Source organism: Mesorhizobium sp. M0500, from assembly GCF_040321165.1.
In the GTDB taxonomy this organism is placed as follows: Bacteria; Pseudomonadota; Alphaproteobacteria; order Rhizobiales; family Rhizobiaceae; genus Mesorhizobium.
The window spans coordinates 68653-88427 of sequence record NZ_JAMYRB010000017.1 but is presented as its reverse complement, the minus strand read 5'-3'; the positions used below and the strand labels follow the sequence as shown (position 1 = coordinate 88427).

Sequence of the window (19775 nt, the reverse complement as noted above, 5' to 3'; positions counted from 1 at the left end):
CAGCGCATGCGCCTTGCCCTTACCGATGCATTCCACCTCGTGCGCATGCAGGCTGTAGATTTTGCGACCGCGCTGGCGCTGACGCTGCTCGAGAACGGTGGAGGCCTGGTAGAGCGACCATTTGAAGAGCGCGTCCAGCTCCGCGTCGCCGGCGATCTGACGGGAGATGTCGCGGACGGTACGCCCCAGATAGGTCTTGAGCCTGCGCAGCGCCTTGTTGGCCCGCTTGAACTGCTTGGCGTGCGCATAGCGCTGGTGCTTGATCAGCGCCAGCTTGCCGACCCGCACAAGGTCTGGCGCAAATCCAGCCCCGCCCGTTTGGCCAGCCGCACCAGCCGTTCGCGGGCCCGGTGGATGAGCTTGGCGTCGGTCGGGAACATCACGTTCTTCGGCTGCACGGTCGTGTCCACGATCACTTGGCGCGTGTCGGTCGGCTTCATCGCCCCGGTCTTGACCGCAATGCTGAGGCTTCCTGCAAAAGCGCGACGATCCGCTCCTCGCCCATGCGGCTCCGCCAGCGCGTCATCGAGGAGCGGTCGAACGGCAGGTCGTGGCGGAAGAACTCCTCGCCGCACAGATACTGGAAATACGGGTTCTCGATCCAGCGCTCGCACAGCACCTCGTCCGACAGGTTGAAGGTGTGCTTGAGGATCGCCAGCCCCGCCATCAGCCGGGTCGGCAGCGGCGGTATGCCGGGACCGTCCGAATAGACCGCACCGAAACGCTCCTTCAGCACCGGCTAGTCGATCGCCTGCGCCAGGCGCACCGGCTCGTGCTTCATGTTAATGATCTGATCGAGCCTGGAGCGGAAAAGATCCTGCTCTCCCGTCTCGCGCTTCTCGCGTGGCCTGGACACTGCGTCCCCCTCGATTCGCCGCCGCCGACCGAGTGAATCACGCTCCGCAGCACAAGGGAATCGCAAAATCGAATTGCAAGAAAACAGTGCCCAAACACCGCAAATCCTGCAATTCCAATGCCGACCTCCGCCCTAATCAGGATGCCAGATCAACGGTTTCCGGATAGTTCACGGCCGACTATCCGAAGACGATCCGCGTCGACCAAAGAGGCGATGGTCCTTGCTCCTAACCAAGCAAGGAACCAGTGACCAGTCAGACAAGCTTTTAGGAGGCGCGTGTAAAGATATGTGAAGCCATTTCAACGGTCGCGACACGGCTTGATATTAATCGATCCTCCTTTTGAATTTTCGTTTCATAACTTATATCGCCAGCCACCCGCAATCCCAAACTCGGCGAATGTGTATTCCGAAACACGACATATTAAGATAGCGTCACAATAGTTCTTCAAAAATTCAAACCGTCTCCAAGCGAAAACGGGTAACGTTCTCCGCACAACCATGTGACTGGAGAAAGCAATGGATCAGGTTACGCGTCCGCTGCCGCATGGCCAAATGGGCCTTCCGATACATCCCGCCGATCCCGAATTTCGTTTCAACGCCGCGCTGTATCGCGAGGGGTGGACATTTTTGTCTGCGCCATTCGATCTAGTTGGCCACAGAGCGAGGCGAATCAGATTGTTCAGTCGACCAAGAGCATTCTTGCAGCGACCGCTGACGTTTCGAGGTCCAAAGCGGAGGCTAAACTCTTCGAGAGGGCGCAGGCGTCAATCAGAGGCTGGCGCGTGTCCATGAGATCGCCGGTATCAAGATTAGCTCGGGACAGTCGATGCAATCGACGGCCAAACTATAGATACTGAGCGCGAGGCCAGTGGCTGCAGCGAAATGGCTCTTTCCGCCGCCGGGCGGCCCGAACTTGAGGACGTTGGCGCCTTTGGCGCGCCATATATGTCCGGCGGCCATTGCCATGATCTGGGCTTTGGAGATCATTGGGACGGCGTCGAAGGCAAAGCTGTCGATAATCTTGCCCGGCGGAGAGAACAACGATGAACTATAGGTTAAACCGCAGACGTTTCATGCAGATGACCTCCTCCGCTATTACGGTCGGCGCGCCGTTCTCGGTCGCGAACCGGGCCACGGCACAATCGTCGAGCGAAATAACTGTGGCGTTCGGTGGCGGTGATTGGGGCAAAGCTAACATCGAAGCGTACGCCAAGCCATTCGAAGCTGAAACGGGCATCAAGCTGAGGCCGATCACCGACGATATAGACATGGGTAAGATTGAGTTGATGGTGAAATCAGGCAATGTCACGCTGGATGTTGCCACATTATCACAGGCTCCCGCCCTTACAGCGGGTCGAAAGGGCGTGCTTGAGGAGATCGATTATTCGATCTACAAAAAGGAAGAGTTGGACGCAATTTACGACTTCGCCAAGCAGAAGTGTGGTGTCGCCGCGCTCATATATTCTTACAACATGGTATACAATACTGAAGTTTTTTCTGTTGATAAGCCGCGACCTACAACCTGGGCGGAATTCTGGGACGCCGAGAAGTTTCATGGCGTTCGAGCGCTGGTGTCCGGGCAATACGGTTCGGAGGGGCCCTGGGAGGAAGCTCTGTTGGCGGATGGCGCTCCCACGGATCAACTCTATCCAATGGACATCGATCGCATTTTCGCAAGTCTGGACAAAATCAAGCCGCATATCCGCAAATGGTGGGGGAGCGGCTCCGAAATCCAACAAATGTTGCATGACAAGGCCGTTGATATCGCGCAATCCTATGACGGGCGAGCGCTCTTTCTGGTCGATCAGGGAGCACCAACTGAGATCAATCGGAATCAGGCAAAGCTACAATGGGACTGCTGGGTAATTCCGAAAGGCGGTTCGAACTCTCAGGAAGCTCAGAAGTTCATCGAATTCGCAACTCGCGCCGACCGCCAAGCAGCCTTCTCCCGGCTATTCCCGGAAGGTCCAAGCAACCGCAACGCATTCAAACTGATCCCAGATCAGGTTGCCCGGAAACTTCCTACTCATCCGGACTACATGAGCAGCAGCGTTCCCATGAACGGTCAGTGGTATTCTGATGTTGGCCCGGACGGTCTGTCAAACATTGAGCGACTCATTCAGCGGTGGAACGAATGGGTTCTGCAATAGAGTTAAGATCCAACTGGGACATAACGGCAAGCCGGGCGGTGCTATCGTGCGGGTTGCCGACCGGGTATTCTGAGCATCAAAGCCTAGCTATTTCTGTTCCAACTTGGAATTGTAAATACGATAGCCGATTTTGGCCAAGCACCGGGAGAACTAAGGTCATCCGGTGTATCGGGGTTGGCCGCTGCAGGTCGGGAGCGATGTCCATCAGCGGTTGGATAGTGCTGAGGAGCAATAATGAACATGCACGCGAAAACCGCAGATCTACTCCCAGAGGATTACGTGCTGAAGTTAAGCCCAGTTCAGCCGCAGATCGAATTCCGCAACGTCACCAAAATGTATGGGAAGGTCGCCGCTGTCAGAGATCTTTCGCTGACAGTGCGTCGCGGCGAGTTCCTAACCATACTCGGTCCGAGCGGTTCGGGAAAAACCACAACACTGATGCTGCTCGCCGGCTTTGAGGCACCGAGTGCGGGAGATATTATGATCGCTGGTCACTCGGTCGCCGAAGTACCGTCCCATCGACGCGACCAAGGTATCGTTTTCCAGAATTACGCACTGTTTCCGCATCTCACAGTCATAAGGAACCTAGAGTTCCCGCTCGAAATGCGCGGCGTGAGCGCCGCCGAGAGGACTACCCGGGTCAGCCGCATGTTGGAGCGGGTCCATCTAAATGATCTTGGTCTGCGCATGCCGTCCCAATTGAGTGGCGGACAGCAGCAACGCGTAGGACTTGCGCGCGCTTTTATAGCCGATCCGCCCTTCCTCTTACTTGATGAACCGCTCGGTGCCCTGGATCGTAACCTCCGCGAGCAGATGCAGATTGAGATGAAGAGCTTGCACAAAGAGTTCGGCATCACGACCGTCTGCGTTACTCACGACCAGGAAGAGGCGCTGACCTTGTCGGACCGTATCGTTGTCATGCGAGCTGGGAAGATCGAGCAGATTGACAGCCCAGAGGCGCTGTACGACCGGCCGGCAACGTCCTTCGTCGCAAAATTTGTGGGCGAGGCGAATATTCTCGAAAATTCCGGTTTCGGCGTCGAATCCGATACAGAGCAGCCGACCGGCACAGTGGCTATGATCCGGCCGGAGCGTATCCGCATCGTTGCACCTGAGGCACTGACGCCCGCCGACGCAGACCGTCGCCAGTCCGTTGCCGGCACAGTGGACGATATGATTTATGCCGGCCCCTTGAGGAAATACCATGTGCGGGTCGGGAGCAATGTCTTCGTCATCCGTGAGCAAGTTGCCGCAGGGCAGCCAATCTTTCGACCCAGCGACGAGGTACGGCTCAACTGGCTGCGATCCGACGTTCGCTTCGTTGCCGCGTAGCCACCAAGAGGGTAGGCTAATGAAAAGTCTTCACAAACTGGGCCAAATGCCCGTTGGCCTCATAGCGCCGGCCCTCGCTATTTTGCTTATCGTCTTCGGTATTCCAATCGTTGTGCTCTTCCTGACCAGCGTCAATGCGCCGAACTTCTCGATATCGAATTATCTTGAGTTCTTTGGCCAAAGGGCGAACGTCCGCGTGCTCATCCAGACCGTCGAAGTAAGCCTTGTGGCAACGTCCATCTGTTTGATCGTCGGCTATCCCATGGCCTATCTTATCGTAACGGCTTCTAAAGGCGTTCGCATGACACTGATTGCGCTTGTCATCGTCCCTTATCTCACCAGCGGATTGGCTCGTACATATGCGTGGATCGTCATTCTTGGCGATCGTGGCGTGATCAACAATCTATTGCTCGACATCGGGATGATCAAAAGTCCGCTGCCTCTCATCTACAACCGTATGGCAGTGTATATTGGCATGGTGCACATCATGTTGCCATTGATGATCCTTCCCCTCGTTAGCGCCATGATGGGAATTGACAGGTCGCTCATGGCGGCAGCCAGGAGTATGGGTGCGCGGCCATTCATTGCTTTCCGACGGATATTCTTCCCTCTGAGCATGCCAGGCGTGCGCAGTGGCTCACTGCTGGTCTTCGTGTTCTGTCTGGGTTTTTACATAACGCCAGCCGCGCTCGGCGGTTTGCGCGACGCGATGCTGTCAACCTTCATAGAAGCTCAGGTCCAAAGCTCCTTTGATATCGCACGGATCGCGACGGCGTCCTTTATTCTCCTGGCGATTGCCGTAGTCGTGCTTTCCATGCTTGGGCTCGACCTATCGGGTACCCAAGGACGCGCGGCGAACCCAGTCCGGAAGCCCCGGCTGATCCGTCTGCCGATAGTCGGCATGTTGAAACGCTATCTAAGCGAGCTGCCGGGTCCCTACCGCGCGAAGCGCTGGTCGGCCCACCTTTACCGGGCAGGTGCTGGTAGCCGGTGGTCGGAAATCGTCGGAACAGTGTTCGTCATGATCGTCATGGCCTCCCTTCTTTTCCCTAGCGTCATAGTCGTTATTATGTCGTTCAGTGCCGGGGCGTTCCTGCAGTTCCCGCCTTCAGGCCTTTCACTACAATGGTATCGCTCCTTCTTCGGAGATTCATCCTGGAATGGGGCGGCATGGACCAGCGTCCAGATCGGCATTGCAGTCGCCGTTCTGTCGACCATCGTGGGAACCCTAGCCGCCTTCGGCCTGAGCCGTGTCGGTCCAAGGCTGCGCAGCTCCATGACAATGATCATCCTGACCCCGATAACCTTTCCGGTGATCGTCGTTGGCATCGCTACGTATCTTGGGCTAACAAAACTTGGGCTGGCCGGCTCGAAGACTGGTATCGTCCTCGCCCACAGCATTGGATCCATCGGCCTTGTCGTCGTGATTGTATCCGCGACGCTAGCGAGTTTTGACCGAACGCTGGAGAAGGCGGCCAAGAGCATGCGTGCGAGGCCCTTGCAAACCTTTAGGAGGGTGACGCTGCCTTTGATCCAACCCGGCGTAATCGGAGGCGCCATGTTCGCGTTTCTCCACTCCTTCGACGAGGTCGTCATCACTTCTCTGGTCGGTGGGCTTTCGATCCGAACCCTGCCGCTCAAGATGTTAGAGAATATTCGCCACCAGATTGACCCCACGATCGCTGCAGTCGCATCTCTGTTGATGCTCTTGCCAGTGCTTTGGCTTGTCGTTCTTTATGTCAGATGGTGGCCATCCCGACCGAAAGATCAGCACGCCCTCCCGGAGCCTGCGACTTCTCCGTAACCCGCTATGCAGTGATGTGCCTTCGCATCTGAATCCGAAAACCACCTTCAGCTACCGATGTGGTGACCGCCGGATCGAGGAAGATTTCGCAGACTCGAGGAAGAATTCGCAGGCTTATGCGTTGGCTTCACATTATCGGGTATGAACTCGTTGACGCGTTGACGAGAGTTTTCAGTAATTTTATCAGCGCTATACAGTGCGCTTTCGGCGTGCCATCTGGAAACCGGATGGCATCCCTCCGCAACAATATATGGCATCCCTCCGTAACAACTATTGACGAACGCAACGCCAACTCGCCGGCACTGAGCAGGAACGCACGAAATACAGCGCCTCTCAACGCTAGTTGAAAGGCCAAACAATGTGTAGGCGGACTAACGTTACCGCAGCTTTGATTGAACGTGAGATATGGCCGCGATTTTCTTCGCAGAATCCTCTGACACGTACCCCCATTCCGAAATCGGAATACGACGGCGTCAGCAGAGGGGGCTAGAAGCGGTCGCGCTGGCCGGCTTAAAGACCCTTGTGGTAACTTCGCGTAACCATCTTCAGTATCTGACCGAGTATGATGGCAACCGCATTATACTACGCGCCGTTCCCATTAAATTTGATGCCGTGACACGCGCGACCTGCATTGAGCGCGAGTATGAGGTAGAGAGCGCGCGTGCAGAAAGCTGCATCGACGAAATTGGCCTGCTGCCGGTTTTTCGGGCACGCTGTTAATCTTACTGAGTCAGAAAGTCTTGGTCTATCGTGGCAGCGCTGCTACTCGCCGTTGGTTCGCTCGTACTTTTCTAAACGTTGAAGAGCGAACGTCACGAAGCAATCGACAGCTATCTGAAAACGCGATGGCACCGGCCGGAACATTATATTGGAGAATTGAACACCGCGTGGCGCATACTTCCAAAGCTGGGGAACGCAACCGCGCAACAGCTTTCGTAAACCCGGCGCCAGGTCGCCTGACTACTCGCAATAGGTTGAACATGAGCGAAGCACCACATCTTACCTTTGATCTTGATACGCCCGGCGTGAGCAGGGGGCATCTTTTTGTCCCAGGAGGTGCCGATCGCGGGGAGCTTTCGCTCCCGGTCTTCAGTCTCAATCAAGGAGAGGGACCGCGCCTGCTTGTCACCGGCGGAAATCATGGGAATGAATTGGAGGGCCCAATTGTCGCGCGACGGCTTATTAACTGGCTGCCAGAAGCGCAAACCTGTGGAAGGGTCATCGTTCTACCGGTGCTCAATCCATTGGCGGTGCAGGCCTGGAGCCGCAATACTCCGCTCGACGGGTTGAACCTAAATCGCGTCTTTCCGGGCCGCGCCGACGGGTCAGTGACCGAACGAATCGCGGATGCGGTTTCGCACGTTTTGTTGCCTATGGCCGACACCGTATTTGATCTGCACAGCTTCGGACCCACGTGGGATTTTCCACCAGCGGCTACGACGCACCCCGTTGCCGATCCCGATCTCATGGCCAGGACGGTGAGGATGGCGGAAGCGTTCAACTTGCCCTTGACCTTGGTCTGGCAACACAACGACACGGCTGGAATGTTTGATATCACGGCACAAAAGCAGGGCAAGGTATTTGTCTGCGCTGAATTCGGCGGCGGCGCGGTCGGCGCGGACAATCTCGCGATCTACGAGGCTGGAGTACGCAACGCGCTCATGGCGCTCGGGCTGGTCGAGGGCAAAGCCGAGTATCCAACGTTCCGACATCGGAGTTCCGGCCAAACACTTGAAACGCATCCCTCCGATGAGTTGAAATCGCCTGCGGCGGGCATCTTCGAGCCTCGCTGCTCGGTGCTGGATGAAGTGAAGCAGGGAGATCTGGTAGGTATCCTGCATCCGATGGATTCGCTGTCCTCCAAGTCCATTGATATCCGAGCGCCTGGAACATCCACCGTCTTGGCCATAAGCTCGGGGATGCATGTCGACGCCAGCAAAGTAGTAGCGCTCGTTGCGCGACCTAGGAAGTAGGTGCAGGCCAGCCAGCGCCTCGCGCGTGCCAGTAGCCTCAGGATGAATCGAGTGACTGAAGTGCAGATCAAAGATGTCCTACTGGCGCCTGGCAACGGCGCATTTTTCTATGATGATCAGGACGCCATTAGGTCCGGCGCAATCCAGGATGGCTTCATCTATGTCGGCACACCGAAAACGGCTGGGTTCAAAGCCGTTCGTGTTCCAGCGTCTTCACTTAGCGTCGGACTGGTCCTTGCCGACGACAAGGTTGTCTGGGGCGACATGATGAGCGTCCAGTACTCTGGTGCTGGCGGACGCGATCCTATGTTTGACATCAAAGAAATCTCGGATCTGACGTCGCAGGTTGTGGTGCCGCGGCTTCTCGATGTCGATGCCTCTCTTTACGTTGATGCCTGCGCGAAGGTTTTCGAGCCATTCCAACATGGGCGGCTACCCCTCGCGCTTGAGTACGGCGTCAGTCAGGCGCTGCTTCGCGCAGCGGCTCATCTTCAACGTACGACGATGGCGGAGATCATATGCAGCGAATTTGATCTGCCGCTGCCGACGCGCAATGTGCCAATTTATTGCCAAAGTGGCGACGCTCGCGAAATCAACGTCGACAAAATGATCCTGAAAGCCGTGGATGTCCTTCCCCACGGCCTGATCAACTCACGCCAGAAATTTGGCGTCGGCGGCCGGACCTTCATGGAGTTCGTGAAATGGGTCGCAACGCGAACGCGTGAACTCGGCCCCCCGGGCTATCAACCGGTGCTGCATTTCGATGTGTATGGCTGGATCGGTCAGGAAATCGGTCTGGAGCCGCAAACCATCGCCGACTTTATCTGCAAGGTTGCAGATGCGGTTCCGGATTTCACGCTCAACATCGAGTGCCCGGCGGACTTTGGTTCCACGCAGGCCCAAATTGATAACTACGCTCGAATTGTATCGATCCTGAATGACCAGGGTTCCAGCGCTCGCATTGTCGTAGACGAGAGGTGCAATACGCTTGAGGACATTCGGCTCTTTGCCGAAGCGAAGGCCGCGCATCTCGTTCAAATCAAGACCCCGGATGTGGGCTCAATTGCCGACACGGCGCGTGCCGTTCTTCTGTGCAAGGAGCACAAGGTGGGAGCGTATGTCGGGGGAAGCTGCACTGAGACTGATCTCTCCGCCCGGGCTTCGGTTCACATATCGGTGGCAACCCAGGCGGACATGATGCTCGCAAAGCCCGGAATGGGAGTCGATGAGGGATTCTCCATCGTCGGGAACGAACAGAACCGATTGCTCGCGATGCTGAACCGTCATCGGACTCAAAACGAAAACGTTGGATGAAAAGCACGGTGTCGCATGCAGAACTGTCTTGAGGGGATCACCGTGGTTGCTGTGGAGCAGGCGGTGGCCGCGCCATATGCATCATCTCGTCTTGCGGACGCCGGCGCCCGCGTTATAAAGATCGAGAGGCCTGAAGGGGATTTTGCTCGAAGTTACGACAATTTAGTACGGGGGCAAAGCGCCTATTTCGTCTGGCTCAATCGGGGTAAGGAGTCGGTTTGCTTGGATCTGAGATCGGAGGCGGACCGCCACGTCTTGGAAATGCTCATTGCAGCCGCCGATGTATTCATCCAAAACCTGAAGCCGGGCAGTATCGAAAAACTGGGTTTTGGGTCTGCGGATCTGCGTCGACGCTTCCCGCGGCTGATCACTTGCGACATTTCCGGTTTCGGAGACGGGGGCCCGTTTTCCCACCTGAAGGCTTACGATCTGATCGTCCAAGCTGAAACAGGTTTGTGCGCGATCACCGGTACTCAACCAGGTCCAGCGCGGGTAGGGGTATCGGTTTGCGACATCTCAGCAGGCATGTCGGCGCATGGTGCCATTCTTCAGGCGCTGTACCACCGCGAGCGGACAGGTGAGAGCACCGGTATACAAGTTTCGTTATTCGATTCCATCGCCGATTGGATGAACGTGCCGGTGCTGCAGCACGATTATAGCGGCTACGAAACGGTTCGCGCCGGCGTGACCCACCCGTCGCTGGCCCCTTATGGTGCCTACAGCTGCGTCGACGGCAAGGATGTCATCTTATCGGTCCAGAATGACCGGGAATGGGTAAACTTTTGCGAGAAGTTTCTGAAGAAGCCCGAGCTCACCCGCACACCGGGATTCGCCGATAATATGGAGCGGCTTGGTAACCGGCCACGTCTGGATGAGATCATTCAACGACGTTTTTCCGAACTATCCAGCGAGCAAGCAATGCACGAGCTTGAGGCTGCTGGACTGGCGTATGGCCGGCTGAACGAAATATCGGACGTTTCAAAGCATCCACATGTGCGCAGGGTTGCGGTTGGCACGCCTGAAGGGATTGTGGAGACGATAGCGCCGGCGGCGATTTACAATTCTGAGCGACCCGCGTTTCGCCCAGTTCCGGCTCTTGGCGCCCACACAGAGGCTGTCCGCGACGAGGTTCTATCGCGTTCACGCGAAAGAGCTGCGTCAGCTTGAAGGCACGCCTTCCCAGTAGGCTTGGCGCGCTGCGATTTACAGAGTCCGTGCATACTTCTGGCCAACCTCAGGGCGTCGGCCGCGTAGCAAGCTCAAATGCCCTCGCCAGAATCGACCGCAGAGGCGCTCTATGATCAGAGACATCGTACCGGCCATCGAAGGAGCGATGTCTGTGCCCCGATGGAGATCCCTGCTCTTCGTTCCCGCACACGTTCCGCGCTTTGTAGAGACGGCCCATGAGCGCGGGGCAGATGGCGTCATTCTCGACCTCGAGGATTCCGTTCCCCAGGATCAGAAGGGCGAGGCACGGCGGCAGCTTCGTGAATCCGTGGCAAAGGTGGCGCGCAAGGGCGCATCTGTTTTGGTCCGCTTGAATCGTGGTTTGCGCGCTTTGGCGGCCGACCTCGATGCCGCCGTGATGCGGGGTGTTGACGCACTGGTTCTTCCAAAGACGGATTCGGCAGAGTGGGTTTTAGAGATAGCGAATGCGGTTTCAGAACTTGAACGAGAAAGAAATCTTCCGCTGGGGCGCATCCGGTTCCTTGCGCAGATCGAGACGCCGGGCGCCTTGCAAAGGCTCGCGGGCATTGCGTCGGCGCATCCAAGGATGGTCGCAATGGCGCTTGGTCCTGAAGACTTCAGTGCCGCTGTTGGCGGCGCCCCGGAGTTTGACCTTCTCTTGATGCCCAACCTTTCTGTTCTTTTTGCCGCCCGCGCGGCAGGGCTGCTCCCACTGGGGTTTATAGGAAGCATCGGCGAGTTTTCGGACACCGATAAGCTTCGCGAAGCCGCGGCGCATGCGCGGCGGCTTGGCTTTGCCGGAGCTTTGGCGATACATCCGGCACAGGTAGCCATATTCAATGAGGCTTTCTCGCCAAGCGCACAGGAACTCGAGTGGGCCTATAGTATCGTCGCGGCGGAAAACGATGCCAACACGCGTGGACTGTCTGCATTCTCGTTGAATGGTAAGATGATTGATCCGCCAGTAGTTCGGCGCGCCCACGAGATCCTTGGCTCTCGCCAGCAATAATCGACCTGCCTTTAATCAGCGGCCGGACAGCCGCTGGTTTTCGAGACATGGCCCGATGGTTTATCTTGCCTGCCATCTCGTTTCGAGATAGATAAGAGGCCCTGGGGATCATGCCCCGGTTGGATTTGGTCATCGTGGACATCAGGCAGTTAAGATACTTTGTCGGCGTGGTGGAAGCCGGCAGTTTTACGAAGGCCGCTGCGCTCCTGCATGTCGCTCAGAGTGCCCTTAGCCTGCATGTGCGTCAACTGGAGGAAAGCTTCGGCACTCAGCTGCTGGTACGCGACAGGACCGGCATCAGTGTGACCGCCTCCGGAACCAAACTGCTTGAGCGCGCGCGGACGATTCTCAGGGAAATTCGACTCACCGAGATAGAACTGACCAACACGGTGGCTTCTCCTTTCGGAGAGGTGACCATCGGCATTCCGTCCGGGGCCGCGCGTGTCCTTAGCGGTCCGCTGCTTGAATCGGTAAGAAACGAGCTGCCAAGGATCTCCCTTAAGATGATCGAGGGCATGACGGGACCGTTGGAAGAGTGGATGGCTGCCGGCCGCTTCAATCTGGCTGTCCTCTACCGCACTGCCGAGAGCGCGGGGCGGATGACGGTGCTGGCACGCGAGGAATTTTACCTGGTGGTGCCGCCGGGTGAACCGCCTTTCGAAGACGAGATACCGCTCGCCGACCTGCATGCGTTCCCGCTGGCGGTACCCATGCGTAACAACAATGTCAGGCGTTCGGTGGCTGATGTGGTTGCGCAGCACGGTTGTGTGCTTGACGTCAGATTTGAAGTCGACTCCCTTTCCACGATCATCAATATGGTCATGGAAGGAAAAGCGTATTCTATCCTTGCCCCGTCGGCCATCCAGAGGGAAGCCTCTCAGGGACAGGTCCGGACGGTTAAAATCATTGATCCAGTGATTACCCGCTCGGTTGTGCTTGCCGTCAACCCCAAAGATGAGCAATCTCCCGCTGTCTCTGCGGTCCGCAAGCTGATCCCCAATGTCACCAGGACATTAATCGAGAGCGGGCAGTGGCCGGCCACGGCTCCGGTCCGGGCTTAGGCATATCCGTCAAACCGAATCCCAGTGCTATCACGCTTCCACGGCGGGCCCGAGCCGGCTATCAATCTGGATTCGAGATGGTTCTGGGCGACATTCCATATTTGACCCGGCGTGACCATCGCGATGAGACTGCAGAGAAGTGAGCCCATGGTCGGAGATCGGCTGGTCTCGCACTGGCAGAAATACTCAAGCGGAGCATGGGATGTCCAACGCCACGAGCTATCAGCTTTTCATCAATGGCAGATGGCGAGACGGTGCTAGCGGAGCCACTCTGCCGGTAATCAATCCGGCGACTGAGATGGTATTTGCCTCGGTGGCCTCGGCGACGATACCGGATCTGGATGAGGCCCTCGCTTCGGCAGAGCGCAGCCGCAAGGCCTGGTCCTCGCGGCCTGCAAAAGATCGTGGCGAGATTCTCGTAGCAGCCGCCAAAATTCTGGCAGCGAAGGTTGAAGCGGCGGCTAGGGACCTGTCAGCCGAACAGGGAAAGACGATTGCCGAAGCGACAGGTGAGTACGCGCGCGCTGTCGAAACGCTGGAGTGGAACGGAACGCACGCCGAAGAGTTGTCGGCCCCTATTCCGATGGGCCCGAACCGGATGATCGTCCCCGAGCCACTTGGCGTCGTTGCTGCCTTTACGCCTTGGAACTATCCCGCCGTTCTCATCGTCCGCAAGCTCGCCCCTGCTTTGGCGGCAGGCTGCCCCGTGATCCTCAAGGGGGCCGAAGAGACACCAAGCGCGGCTGTCCATTTCGTCGAAGCCTTGCAACAAGCGGGTATTCCGGACGGCGTGGTCAATCTCGTCTTTGGCGTTCCGGTGCAAATATCCCGGCATCTCCTCAGCTCGCCGATCGTCAAGGTCCTAACGTTCACGGGCTCTACCGAGGTTGGAAAACAGCTCGCCAAGCTGGCCGCGAATAACTTGCAGCGATGCATCCTCGAGCTCGGTGGGCACTCCCCCGTCATTGTATGCGACGATGCCGACCTCGCAAAAGCTATACCGGCAATCTCGGAATACAAGTTCGAGTGCGCTGGCCAGAGTTGCAACGCGCCCAGCAGGATCCTCGTCGCGCGAACCCTATATGAGGAATTCTTGTCCCGGATGACGGAAGTCGCCCGAAAGATCAAAACCGGTCCACCGGACGACCCTGCGACGGAGATGGGGCCGATGGCAAATGCACGGCGAATCGAGGCCATGCAGCGTCTGGTTAAGGATGCGGTCGATCGCGGTGCCACCATCGAAACCGGTGGCACCCGCATCGACCAACCGGGTTTTTACTGGCCGCCAACGATCCTGACAGGCGTGCCAAATGATGCCAGAGTGCTTCATGATGAGCCGTTCGGACCGATCCTCACCGTGGCGCCGTTCGATACGATCGAGGAGGCCATCGAAGAAGCCAACGCCACTGACTATGGCTTGGCCGCCTACTTCTTCACTGGCGCTGACGATACGAAACGGGCGCTGATCGGCGGTCTTTCGGCCGGCGCTCTTAGTGTGAATTATCTTAAAGGGGTTTCAGCAGATGCGCCGTACGGAGGCGTTAAACAGAGCGGGTATGGATATGAAGGAGGCGAGCAGGGGGTGCGGAGCTTCCAGAGCCTGAAACTGGTCAACGGGTTCGGTTCATTCGGATGAGATTTCGTGAATAAGACAAGACGGACCATTGCCGGGGAGGATATCACAAAGAGCGTCGCAGACGCCCTTCAGTACATCTCATATTACCATCCTTCCGACTATATCCGCTACCTTTCGCAGGCATACACTCGCGAACAGAGTCCGGCAGCGAAGAACGCCATCGGGCAGATCCTGCTGAACTCGCGCATGGCCGCCTTCGGACGGCGCCCGATCTGCCAGGACACCGGTCTTGTGGTAATCTTTGCAAAGGTCGGCATGGGCGTCCGCATCAAATCAACGGCCAGTTTCGCTGACCTCGTGAATGAGGGCGTCCGTCGGGCATACCTTGACCCGGACAACCCGCTTAGGCCATCGATCGTCGCCGATCCGCTCGCCGGACGGATCAATACCCGCGACAACACGCCGGCGGTCATCCACGTCGACCTCGTGCCCGGTAACGGAATCGAGATTACCATCGCCGCAAAAGGGGGCGGGTCGGAAAACAAGGCGCGTTTCACCACCCTTAACCCAAGCGCGTCCGTTGCCGACTGGGTTGTCGAGACCGTCTCGAGCCTGGGCAGCGGATGGTGCCCGCCCGGCCTGATCTCGGTCGGCATCGGTGGCAGCGCTGAAAAGGCGATGCTGCTGGCCAAGGAGGCCATGAACGAGCCGATCGACATGTCGGAACTGATCGCCAGGGGGCCCTCAAGCGCGGAGGAGGCGCTGCGGATCGAGCTTTATGAACGAATTAATGCGCTAGGCATCGGCGCTCAGGGCCTAGGCGGCCTGACGACAGTCGTTGACGTCAAGGTTGCTACCTATCCTACACATGCGGCGTCGAAGCCTGTGGCGCTCATTCCGCAATGCGCCGCCAACCGGCACCTGAAGTTTATCTTGGACGGCACAGGACCGGTACAGCTCCAACCGCCCGCCCTTTCCGCATGGCCCGAGATCGGTCATGAGGGCTTGCAAACAACCGGCGTCCGTCGGGTCAATCTCGATGCGCTCATGAAGGAAGACACGGCATCGTGGCGCTGCGGGGAAACCCTTCTTTTGTCCGGTAAGATGCTGACGGGCCGTGACGCCGCCCACCAGCGAATGGTCGAGCTGATCGATGCCGGCAAGCCGCTCCCGGTCGATCTGCGGGGACGCGTGATCTACTACGTCGGACCAGTCCGCGCGGTGAGGGATGAGGTCGTCGGGCCGGCTGGCCCGACAACCTCCAGCCGCATGGACGGCTTTACTGAAAGGATGCTCGCCGAGACCGGACTATATGCGATGGTCGGCAAAGCGGAGAGGGGCCCGGCAGCGATTGAGTCGATTGTGAGACACAGAACGCCCTATCTCATCGCAGTTGGTGGCGCTGCGTACCTGATTTCAAAATCGATCAAGGCGGCGCGGATCGTTGCCTTTGAAGACCTGGGCATGGAAGCGATCTATGAATTCGAGGTGCAGGACATGCCGGTCATCATGGCTGTCGATGTTGAGGGAAACTCCATACACAATTCCGGACCTCTTGAGTGGCGTAAGCGTATGGCGGCCGACAGCATCGCGCGCAGCATCGGCGTTTGAGTCCGCCGGCTGCGCGATCCGGCCAGACTCCCGCCTCGGATTTTGGGCCGTATCGGTAATACCAGCGGCCATTTGTGGTTCAGCTCCTCGGAGAGCCAGACAGGAAAGGCTTTCAAGTCGCTCTCGATGCCAACGCTCAGTGTAAAGACTGCATCGACCTGCCTTCCTCACGATTGACGCTCAGGATGCTGTCTAGGAGTGCCAATCGGGTCAAGCACCGGAGATACCAAAAAGATGCACTATTCATTTACGAGGAGGCCGCCGCCGACAGGCGACCACTCTTTCCAAATGCGTCATCGCCCGGTTGGGGGCAGGGGCAATACCCAATGTTCTACAGCGTTTCTGGTTGGATCGTTCTCAGCCCCCTGACTTAACAACCTCGCAGTGAAGCTTGCGGCCGAGGACGAATGACAGCCACTATATTTCGCTCGCTTCGATTGATGATGGAAGTTGGCACTAACTGCGCTGCGACTAGCGCTTGAGAGCAAAGGTCATGAAGTCGAAACCCGATCCTGTGCGACTAGACGCTTGGGATGTCCGGATTCTCTCAGAGATCCAGTCAGACGGTCGGATTTCGAAAAGCGAGCTCGCAAAGCGTGTTCACCTTTCGGCGTCGGCCTGTTCGGAGCGGCTCCGCGTGCTCCAAGCCGCAGGGATCATTGAGGGGTTCTACGCGCGACTAAGTCCAGTCCTCATGGGGGGCATCATCTCTATAATGGTCGAGGTGGTTCTGGATCGCCATCGTCTCGAGGACCAACGGCACTTCGAGACTGCGATCCAACAGATTCCGGAAATCCTCGACTGCTGGGCTATCGGAGGGCGGATCGACTATCTGATGCGCGTTTCATCTCCTTCCATGGCTGCGTATCAGGATTTCATGGAGGAATTGCTGCAGGCAGGCTTGGGTATCGAGCAATATTACAGCCTTGTCGTGACGAAACCAGTGAAATCCAACTCACCGATTCCTCTGTCCGCCCTGAGGCAGCGGTAAACTCTCCCGAAGCCTTGGTTTTCACGGCGATTGGTGCCGATTCCGTGAATTCGTCGGCTAAAAGTGTGCATTCCCGCGAAACCCGAGATACGTTTGCCACTATGCTGGTTTCCAACGGGCGGCTGGCCGAGTGTTCCCAGCCGACTGATGCGCGAGGAGAGCGACGATGCGTTTGAGCAATCTGGGAACCGAGCAACTGCGGGAGAAGGATCGAAGCTTCGTCTTTCATCCGTCTACACACTTGGCCAAGCACAGCCGCGGCGAGACGCCAAACCGGATCATGGCCGGCGCAGAAGGCGTGTACATCTGGGATACCGACGGCCGAAAGAGCCTTGACGGTTTCGGAGGGCTTTACTGCGTCAATATGGGATATGGCTGCACGGAGATTGCCGAGGCCATCGCCCGGCAAGCGCACGAGTTGCCGTTCGCCCATGTCTATGCGAGCCAAGGAACTGAGCCAGTCGCACTCTTGGCAGAGGCCGTGGTCGAATATTTCGGTCAAAACATGCGAAGGGTCTTTTTCGGCCTCTCCGGTTCCGACGCCAACGAGACCAACATCAAGCTGATATGGTACTACAACAACATTCTCGGTCGCCCTGAAAAGAAGAAGATCATCTCGCGGCATCGCGGATATCACGGGTCCGGGCTGGTCACAGGTAGCCTGACAGGCCTTCCCTTCTTTCACGATTTCTTCGACCTGCCTTTGAATTTGGTGCGCCATACGACGACGCCACATTACTATCGCCAGGCGCGCGACGGCGAAAATGAGGAGGCGTTCTCCAGGCGCTGTGCCAACGAACTTGAAGCCCTTATCGTCGCTGAAGGCCCAGAGACCGTTGCCGCCTTCATTGGAGAGCCGGTACTTGGGACCGGAGGCATCATTCCACCCCCAAAGGGATACTGGGCTGCGATTCAGGGGGTGCTTGACAAGTACGACATCCTTCTTATTGCCGATGAAGTGGTCTGCGGCTTCGCGCGAACCGGTGAGAAATTCGGTTCCCACCTCTATGGCATGCGCCCGGATTTCGTAACGATCGCCAAGGGCTTGAGTTCCGCCTACCTGCCTATTTCCGGTTCGATTATCGGTGACCGAGTCTGGTCGGTTTTGGAACAAGGGACGGAAAAGCACGGGGCACTCGGCCATGGCTGGACATATTCTGGTCACACGCTTTGCGCGGCGGCCGCGCTTGCCAACATTAAATTGCTAAAGGAAAGAAATGTCCTGGAACATGTTCGGGACGTCGGACCGTATTGGCAAGCCCGCATGAAAGCCGAACTGGAGCGACATCCCATTGTTGGCGAGGTTCGCGGCGTCGGCATCCTATCCGCCGTGGAACTGATGCGGGATCCTAAGGAACGGATGCCATTCGAGCCCGGACTTCAGGTCGGCGTGCGCGCCGCCGCTGCTCTGTTTGAGAATGGTGTCATCGGGCGAGCTATGCCGCACGGCGATATTCTCGGCTTTGCCCCACCTCTGATCATTACCCGAAAAGAGATCGACATCATCGTCGACGCAACCGCGAAATCAGTCGATACGACCTATCGCGCGCTGAAGGCGGAGGGCGCGATATGATCTGACGTGACGGATGAGGGCCACCCACCCGGATCGACCAGGATTTCACGTCCGGCAGCCCTGTGGCGGCATGAGCTGGCGCGCGCAAAGCCACGCTCTTCGCTTTTAAGGCAACTTGCATGGAGGGTGTGCGAGCCGATGCCGAAATACGGCGCCAATCTCGAAAACACAGCACCGCCTTCGCGTCCGAGGCGTAGGGCTGCTGCAAAAATTGTAGAGGTGACGCTCTCACAGGCCGCAGACCGCAATCTACTGTGAGGCTGAGCTCCTCCATGGAGACAGTCTCAACAGCCCGCAACAGACACCTCGATCGTAATGAAGTGCAAACCCATGAGGACAACTGTCACCTGCTAAGAGATGACGCTGGAATGAGGTCTCGGTGTCGATAAGAGCGTCGTCGAAGCACATATCGCCCTCCCAAGGCGCACCGGCCCGGCACGGAGCTCAGTCTCCTGCCGGGCCTTTTTCCCTAAATGGCTGCGCTCTGGTCGACCCGTCTGGGCTCCGATATGTGGGGCCAGAAGCCATGGGTGAACTCACTGCAGTTTAGCTATGCAAGACGTTTTTCATAGATTTGTAGAGCAAATCGCAGACAGCGCTGACGCGACGGACCTGCGCAACGCTTTGGGGGAGATTGCCTCTTCGCTCGATTTGCCGTCTTTTGCCTATCTTTTCCCTTCGCCTGGCAAGGGCCGCAAGGTGCGCCTGATTTCCACCTACTCTCAATCCTGGACATCTCACTACCTTCACAGTCGGTATGAAAAGATTGACCCGGTTATCCATCAGGCGCGTGGTGGTCAGGAACCATTCAACTGGGATGCGCACAGTGCTGATCTCGAACTGTCGACGCAGCAGCGACAATTGATGGATGAGGCGACGCAATTTGGCATTCACTGCGGCTTCACGATCCCGATCCATGACAGCAGCGGTACGTTTGCAGCACTGACCTTCGCCTCGGATGAAAGGCGACCACCGTTCTTCCGCCTGATTGACCGATATGACCGCGTGCTGCAGCTCATCGCAGTCTTCTTCCATCTTCATGCCTGTCGCAAGTTGGCCGACGGCAGGATCGTGGATGGCGTTGCCCTATCGCGAAGGGAAATCGAGTGTCTGAAGTGGGCGGCTCGCGGAAAGACGGCGTGGGAGATCGGCCGCATCTTGGGAATCAGTCGGCACACCGCAGCCTATCATCGGGATAACGCCAGGAAGAAGCTTGGCGTGAAGACGGTTATTCAGGCAGCCGTTCGGCTTGCACTATCCAGGCCATCTCTCTTCACCTGATCTCCGAAACCTGGGCACATGCACAGGTTGTATCAACTCCGGCCTTTGCCTTCAAT

The 19775-nt window shown here is 57.4% G+C and carries 14 protein-coding genes and 1 pseudogene; 14 read left to right on the top strand and 1 reads right to left on the bottom strand.

Going from position 1 to position 19775, the window contains the following annotated elements:
• Positions 1 to 6: 6 nt before the first annotated feature.
• A pseudogene (locus NKI70_RS24650) lies at positions 7 to 856 on the bottom strand (IS5 family transposase); the annotation flags it as partial.
• Positions 857 to 1899: 1043 nt separating this feature from the next.
• Between NKI70_RS24650 and NKI70_RS24645 the strand changes: the two are divergent.
• The 14 genes from NKI70_RS24645 to NKI70_RS24580 all read left to right on the top strand — a co-directional run bounded on the left by NKI70_RS24645 (position 1900) and on the right by NKI70_RS24580 (position 19719).
• Complete coding sequence (locus tag NKI70_RS24645) at positions 1900 to 3006, top strand: ABC transporter substrate-binding protein (RefSeq protein WP_352725011.1); 1107 nt, start codon at positions 1900 to 1902, stop codon at positions 3004 to 3006.
• 234 nt (positions 3007 to 3240) lie between these two features.
• Positions 3241 to 4338 carry an ABC transporter ATP-binding protein gene (locus tag NKI70_RS24640; protein ID WP_352725010.1) on the top strand — a complete coding sequence of 366 codons (1098 nt, stop codon included), beginning with the start codon at positions 3241 to 3243 and terminating at the stop codon, positions 4336 to 4338.
• A 19-nt stretch (positions 4339 to 4357) separates the two neighbouring features.
• Positions 4358 to 6142, top strand: a complete 1785-nt coding sequence (locus tag NKI70_RS24635; protein ID WP_352725009.1) for an ABC transporter permease subunit — start codon at positions 4358 to 4360, stop codon at positions 6140 to 6142.
• 405 nt (positions 6143 to 6547) lie between these two features.
• Positions 6548 to 6862, top strand: a complete 315-nt coding sequence (locus NKI70_RS24630) for a hypothetical protein (RefSeq protein ID WP_352725008.1) — start codon at positions 6548 to 6550, stop codon at positions 6860 to 6862.
• Positions 6863 to 7122: 260 nt separating this feature from the next.
• Positions 7123 to 8115, top strand: a complete 993-nt coding sequence (locus NKI70_RS24625) for a succinylglutamate desuccinylase/aspartoacylase family protein (protein ID WP_352725007.1) — start codon at positions 7123 to 7125, stop codon at positions 8113 to 8115.
• 60 nt (positions 8116 to 8175) lie between these two features.
• A complete protein-coding gene (locus NKI70_RS24620; RefSeq protein ID WP_352725036.1) occupies positions 8176 to 9429 on the top strand; it encodes a methylaspartate ammonia-lyase in 1254 nt (417 codons plus the stop codon).
• 15 nt (positions 9430 to 9444) lie between these two features.
• Positions 9445 to 10596 carry a CaiB/BaiF CoA transferase family protein gene (locus NKI70_RS24615; RefSeq protein ID WP_352725006.1) on the top strand — a complete coding sequence of 384 codons (1152 nt, stop codon included), beginning with the start codon at positions 9445 to 9447 and terminating at the stop codon, positions 10594 to 10596.
• 130 nt (positions 10597 to 10726) lie between these two features.
• The gene (locus NKI70_RS24610; protein WP_352725005.1) at positions 10727 to 11626 is read left to right on the top strand and encodes an HpcH/HpaI aldolase/citrate lyase family protein; all 900 of its coding nucleotides are present in this window, start codon (positions 10727 to 10729) and stop codon (positions 11624 to 11626) included.
• Positions 11627 to 11760: 134 nt separating this feature from the next.
• On the top strand, positions 11761 to 12687 hold the full coding sequence (locus tag NKI70_RS24605) for a LysR family transcriptional regulator (RefSeq protein WP_352725035.1): 927 nt from the start codon (positions 11761 to 11763) through the stop codon (positions 12685 to 12687).
• Between the two features lie 202 nt (positions 12688 to 12889).
• Entirely contained in the window at positions 12890 to 14323 is a 1434-nt protein-coding gene (locus tag NKI70_RS24600; protein ID WP_352725004.1) for an NAD-dependent succinate-semialdehyde dehydrogenase, read from the top strand.
• Positions 14324 to 14329: 6 nt separating this feature from the next.
• Entirely contained in the window at positions 14330 to 15874 is a 1545-nt protein-coding gene (locus tag NKI70_RS24595) for a fumarate hydratase (RefSeq protein WP_352725003.1), read from the top strand.
• Between the two features lie 493 nt (positions 15875 to 16367).
• Positions 16368 to 16865: an Lrp/AsnC family transcriptional regulator gene (locus NKI70_RS24590; RefSeq protein ID WP_352725002.1), complete on the top strand. Its 498-nt coding sequence runs from the start codon at positions 16368 to 16370 to the stop codon at positions 16863 to 16865.
• Between the two features lie 166 nt (positions 16866 to 17031).
• Positions 17032 to 18438 carry an aminotransferase gene (locus tag NKI70_RS24585; RefSeq protein WP_352725001.1) on the top strand — a complete coding sequence of 469 codons (1407 nt, stop codon included), beginning with the start codon at positions 17032 to 17034 and terminating at the stop codon, positions 18436 to 18438.
• Between the two features lie 552 nt (positions 18439 to 18990).
• Positions 18991 to 19719 (top strand): LuxR family transcriptional regulator, encoded by a 729-nt coding sequence (locus tag NKI70_RS24580; RefSeq protein ID WP_352572107.1) that lies wholly within the window; start codon positions 18991 to 18993, stop codon positions 19717 to 19719.
• The last annotated feature ends 56 nt before the right edge of the window (positions 19720 to 19775 follow it).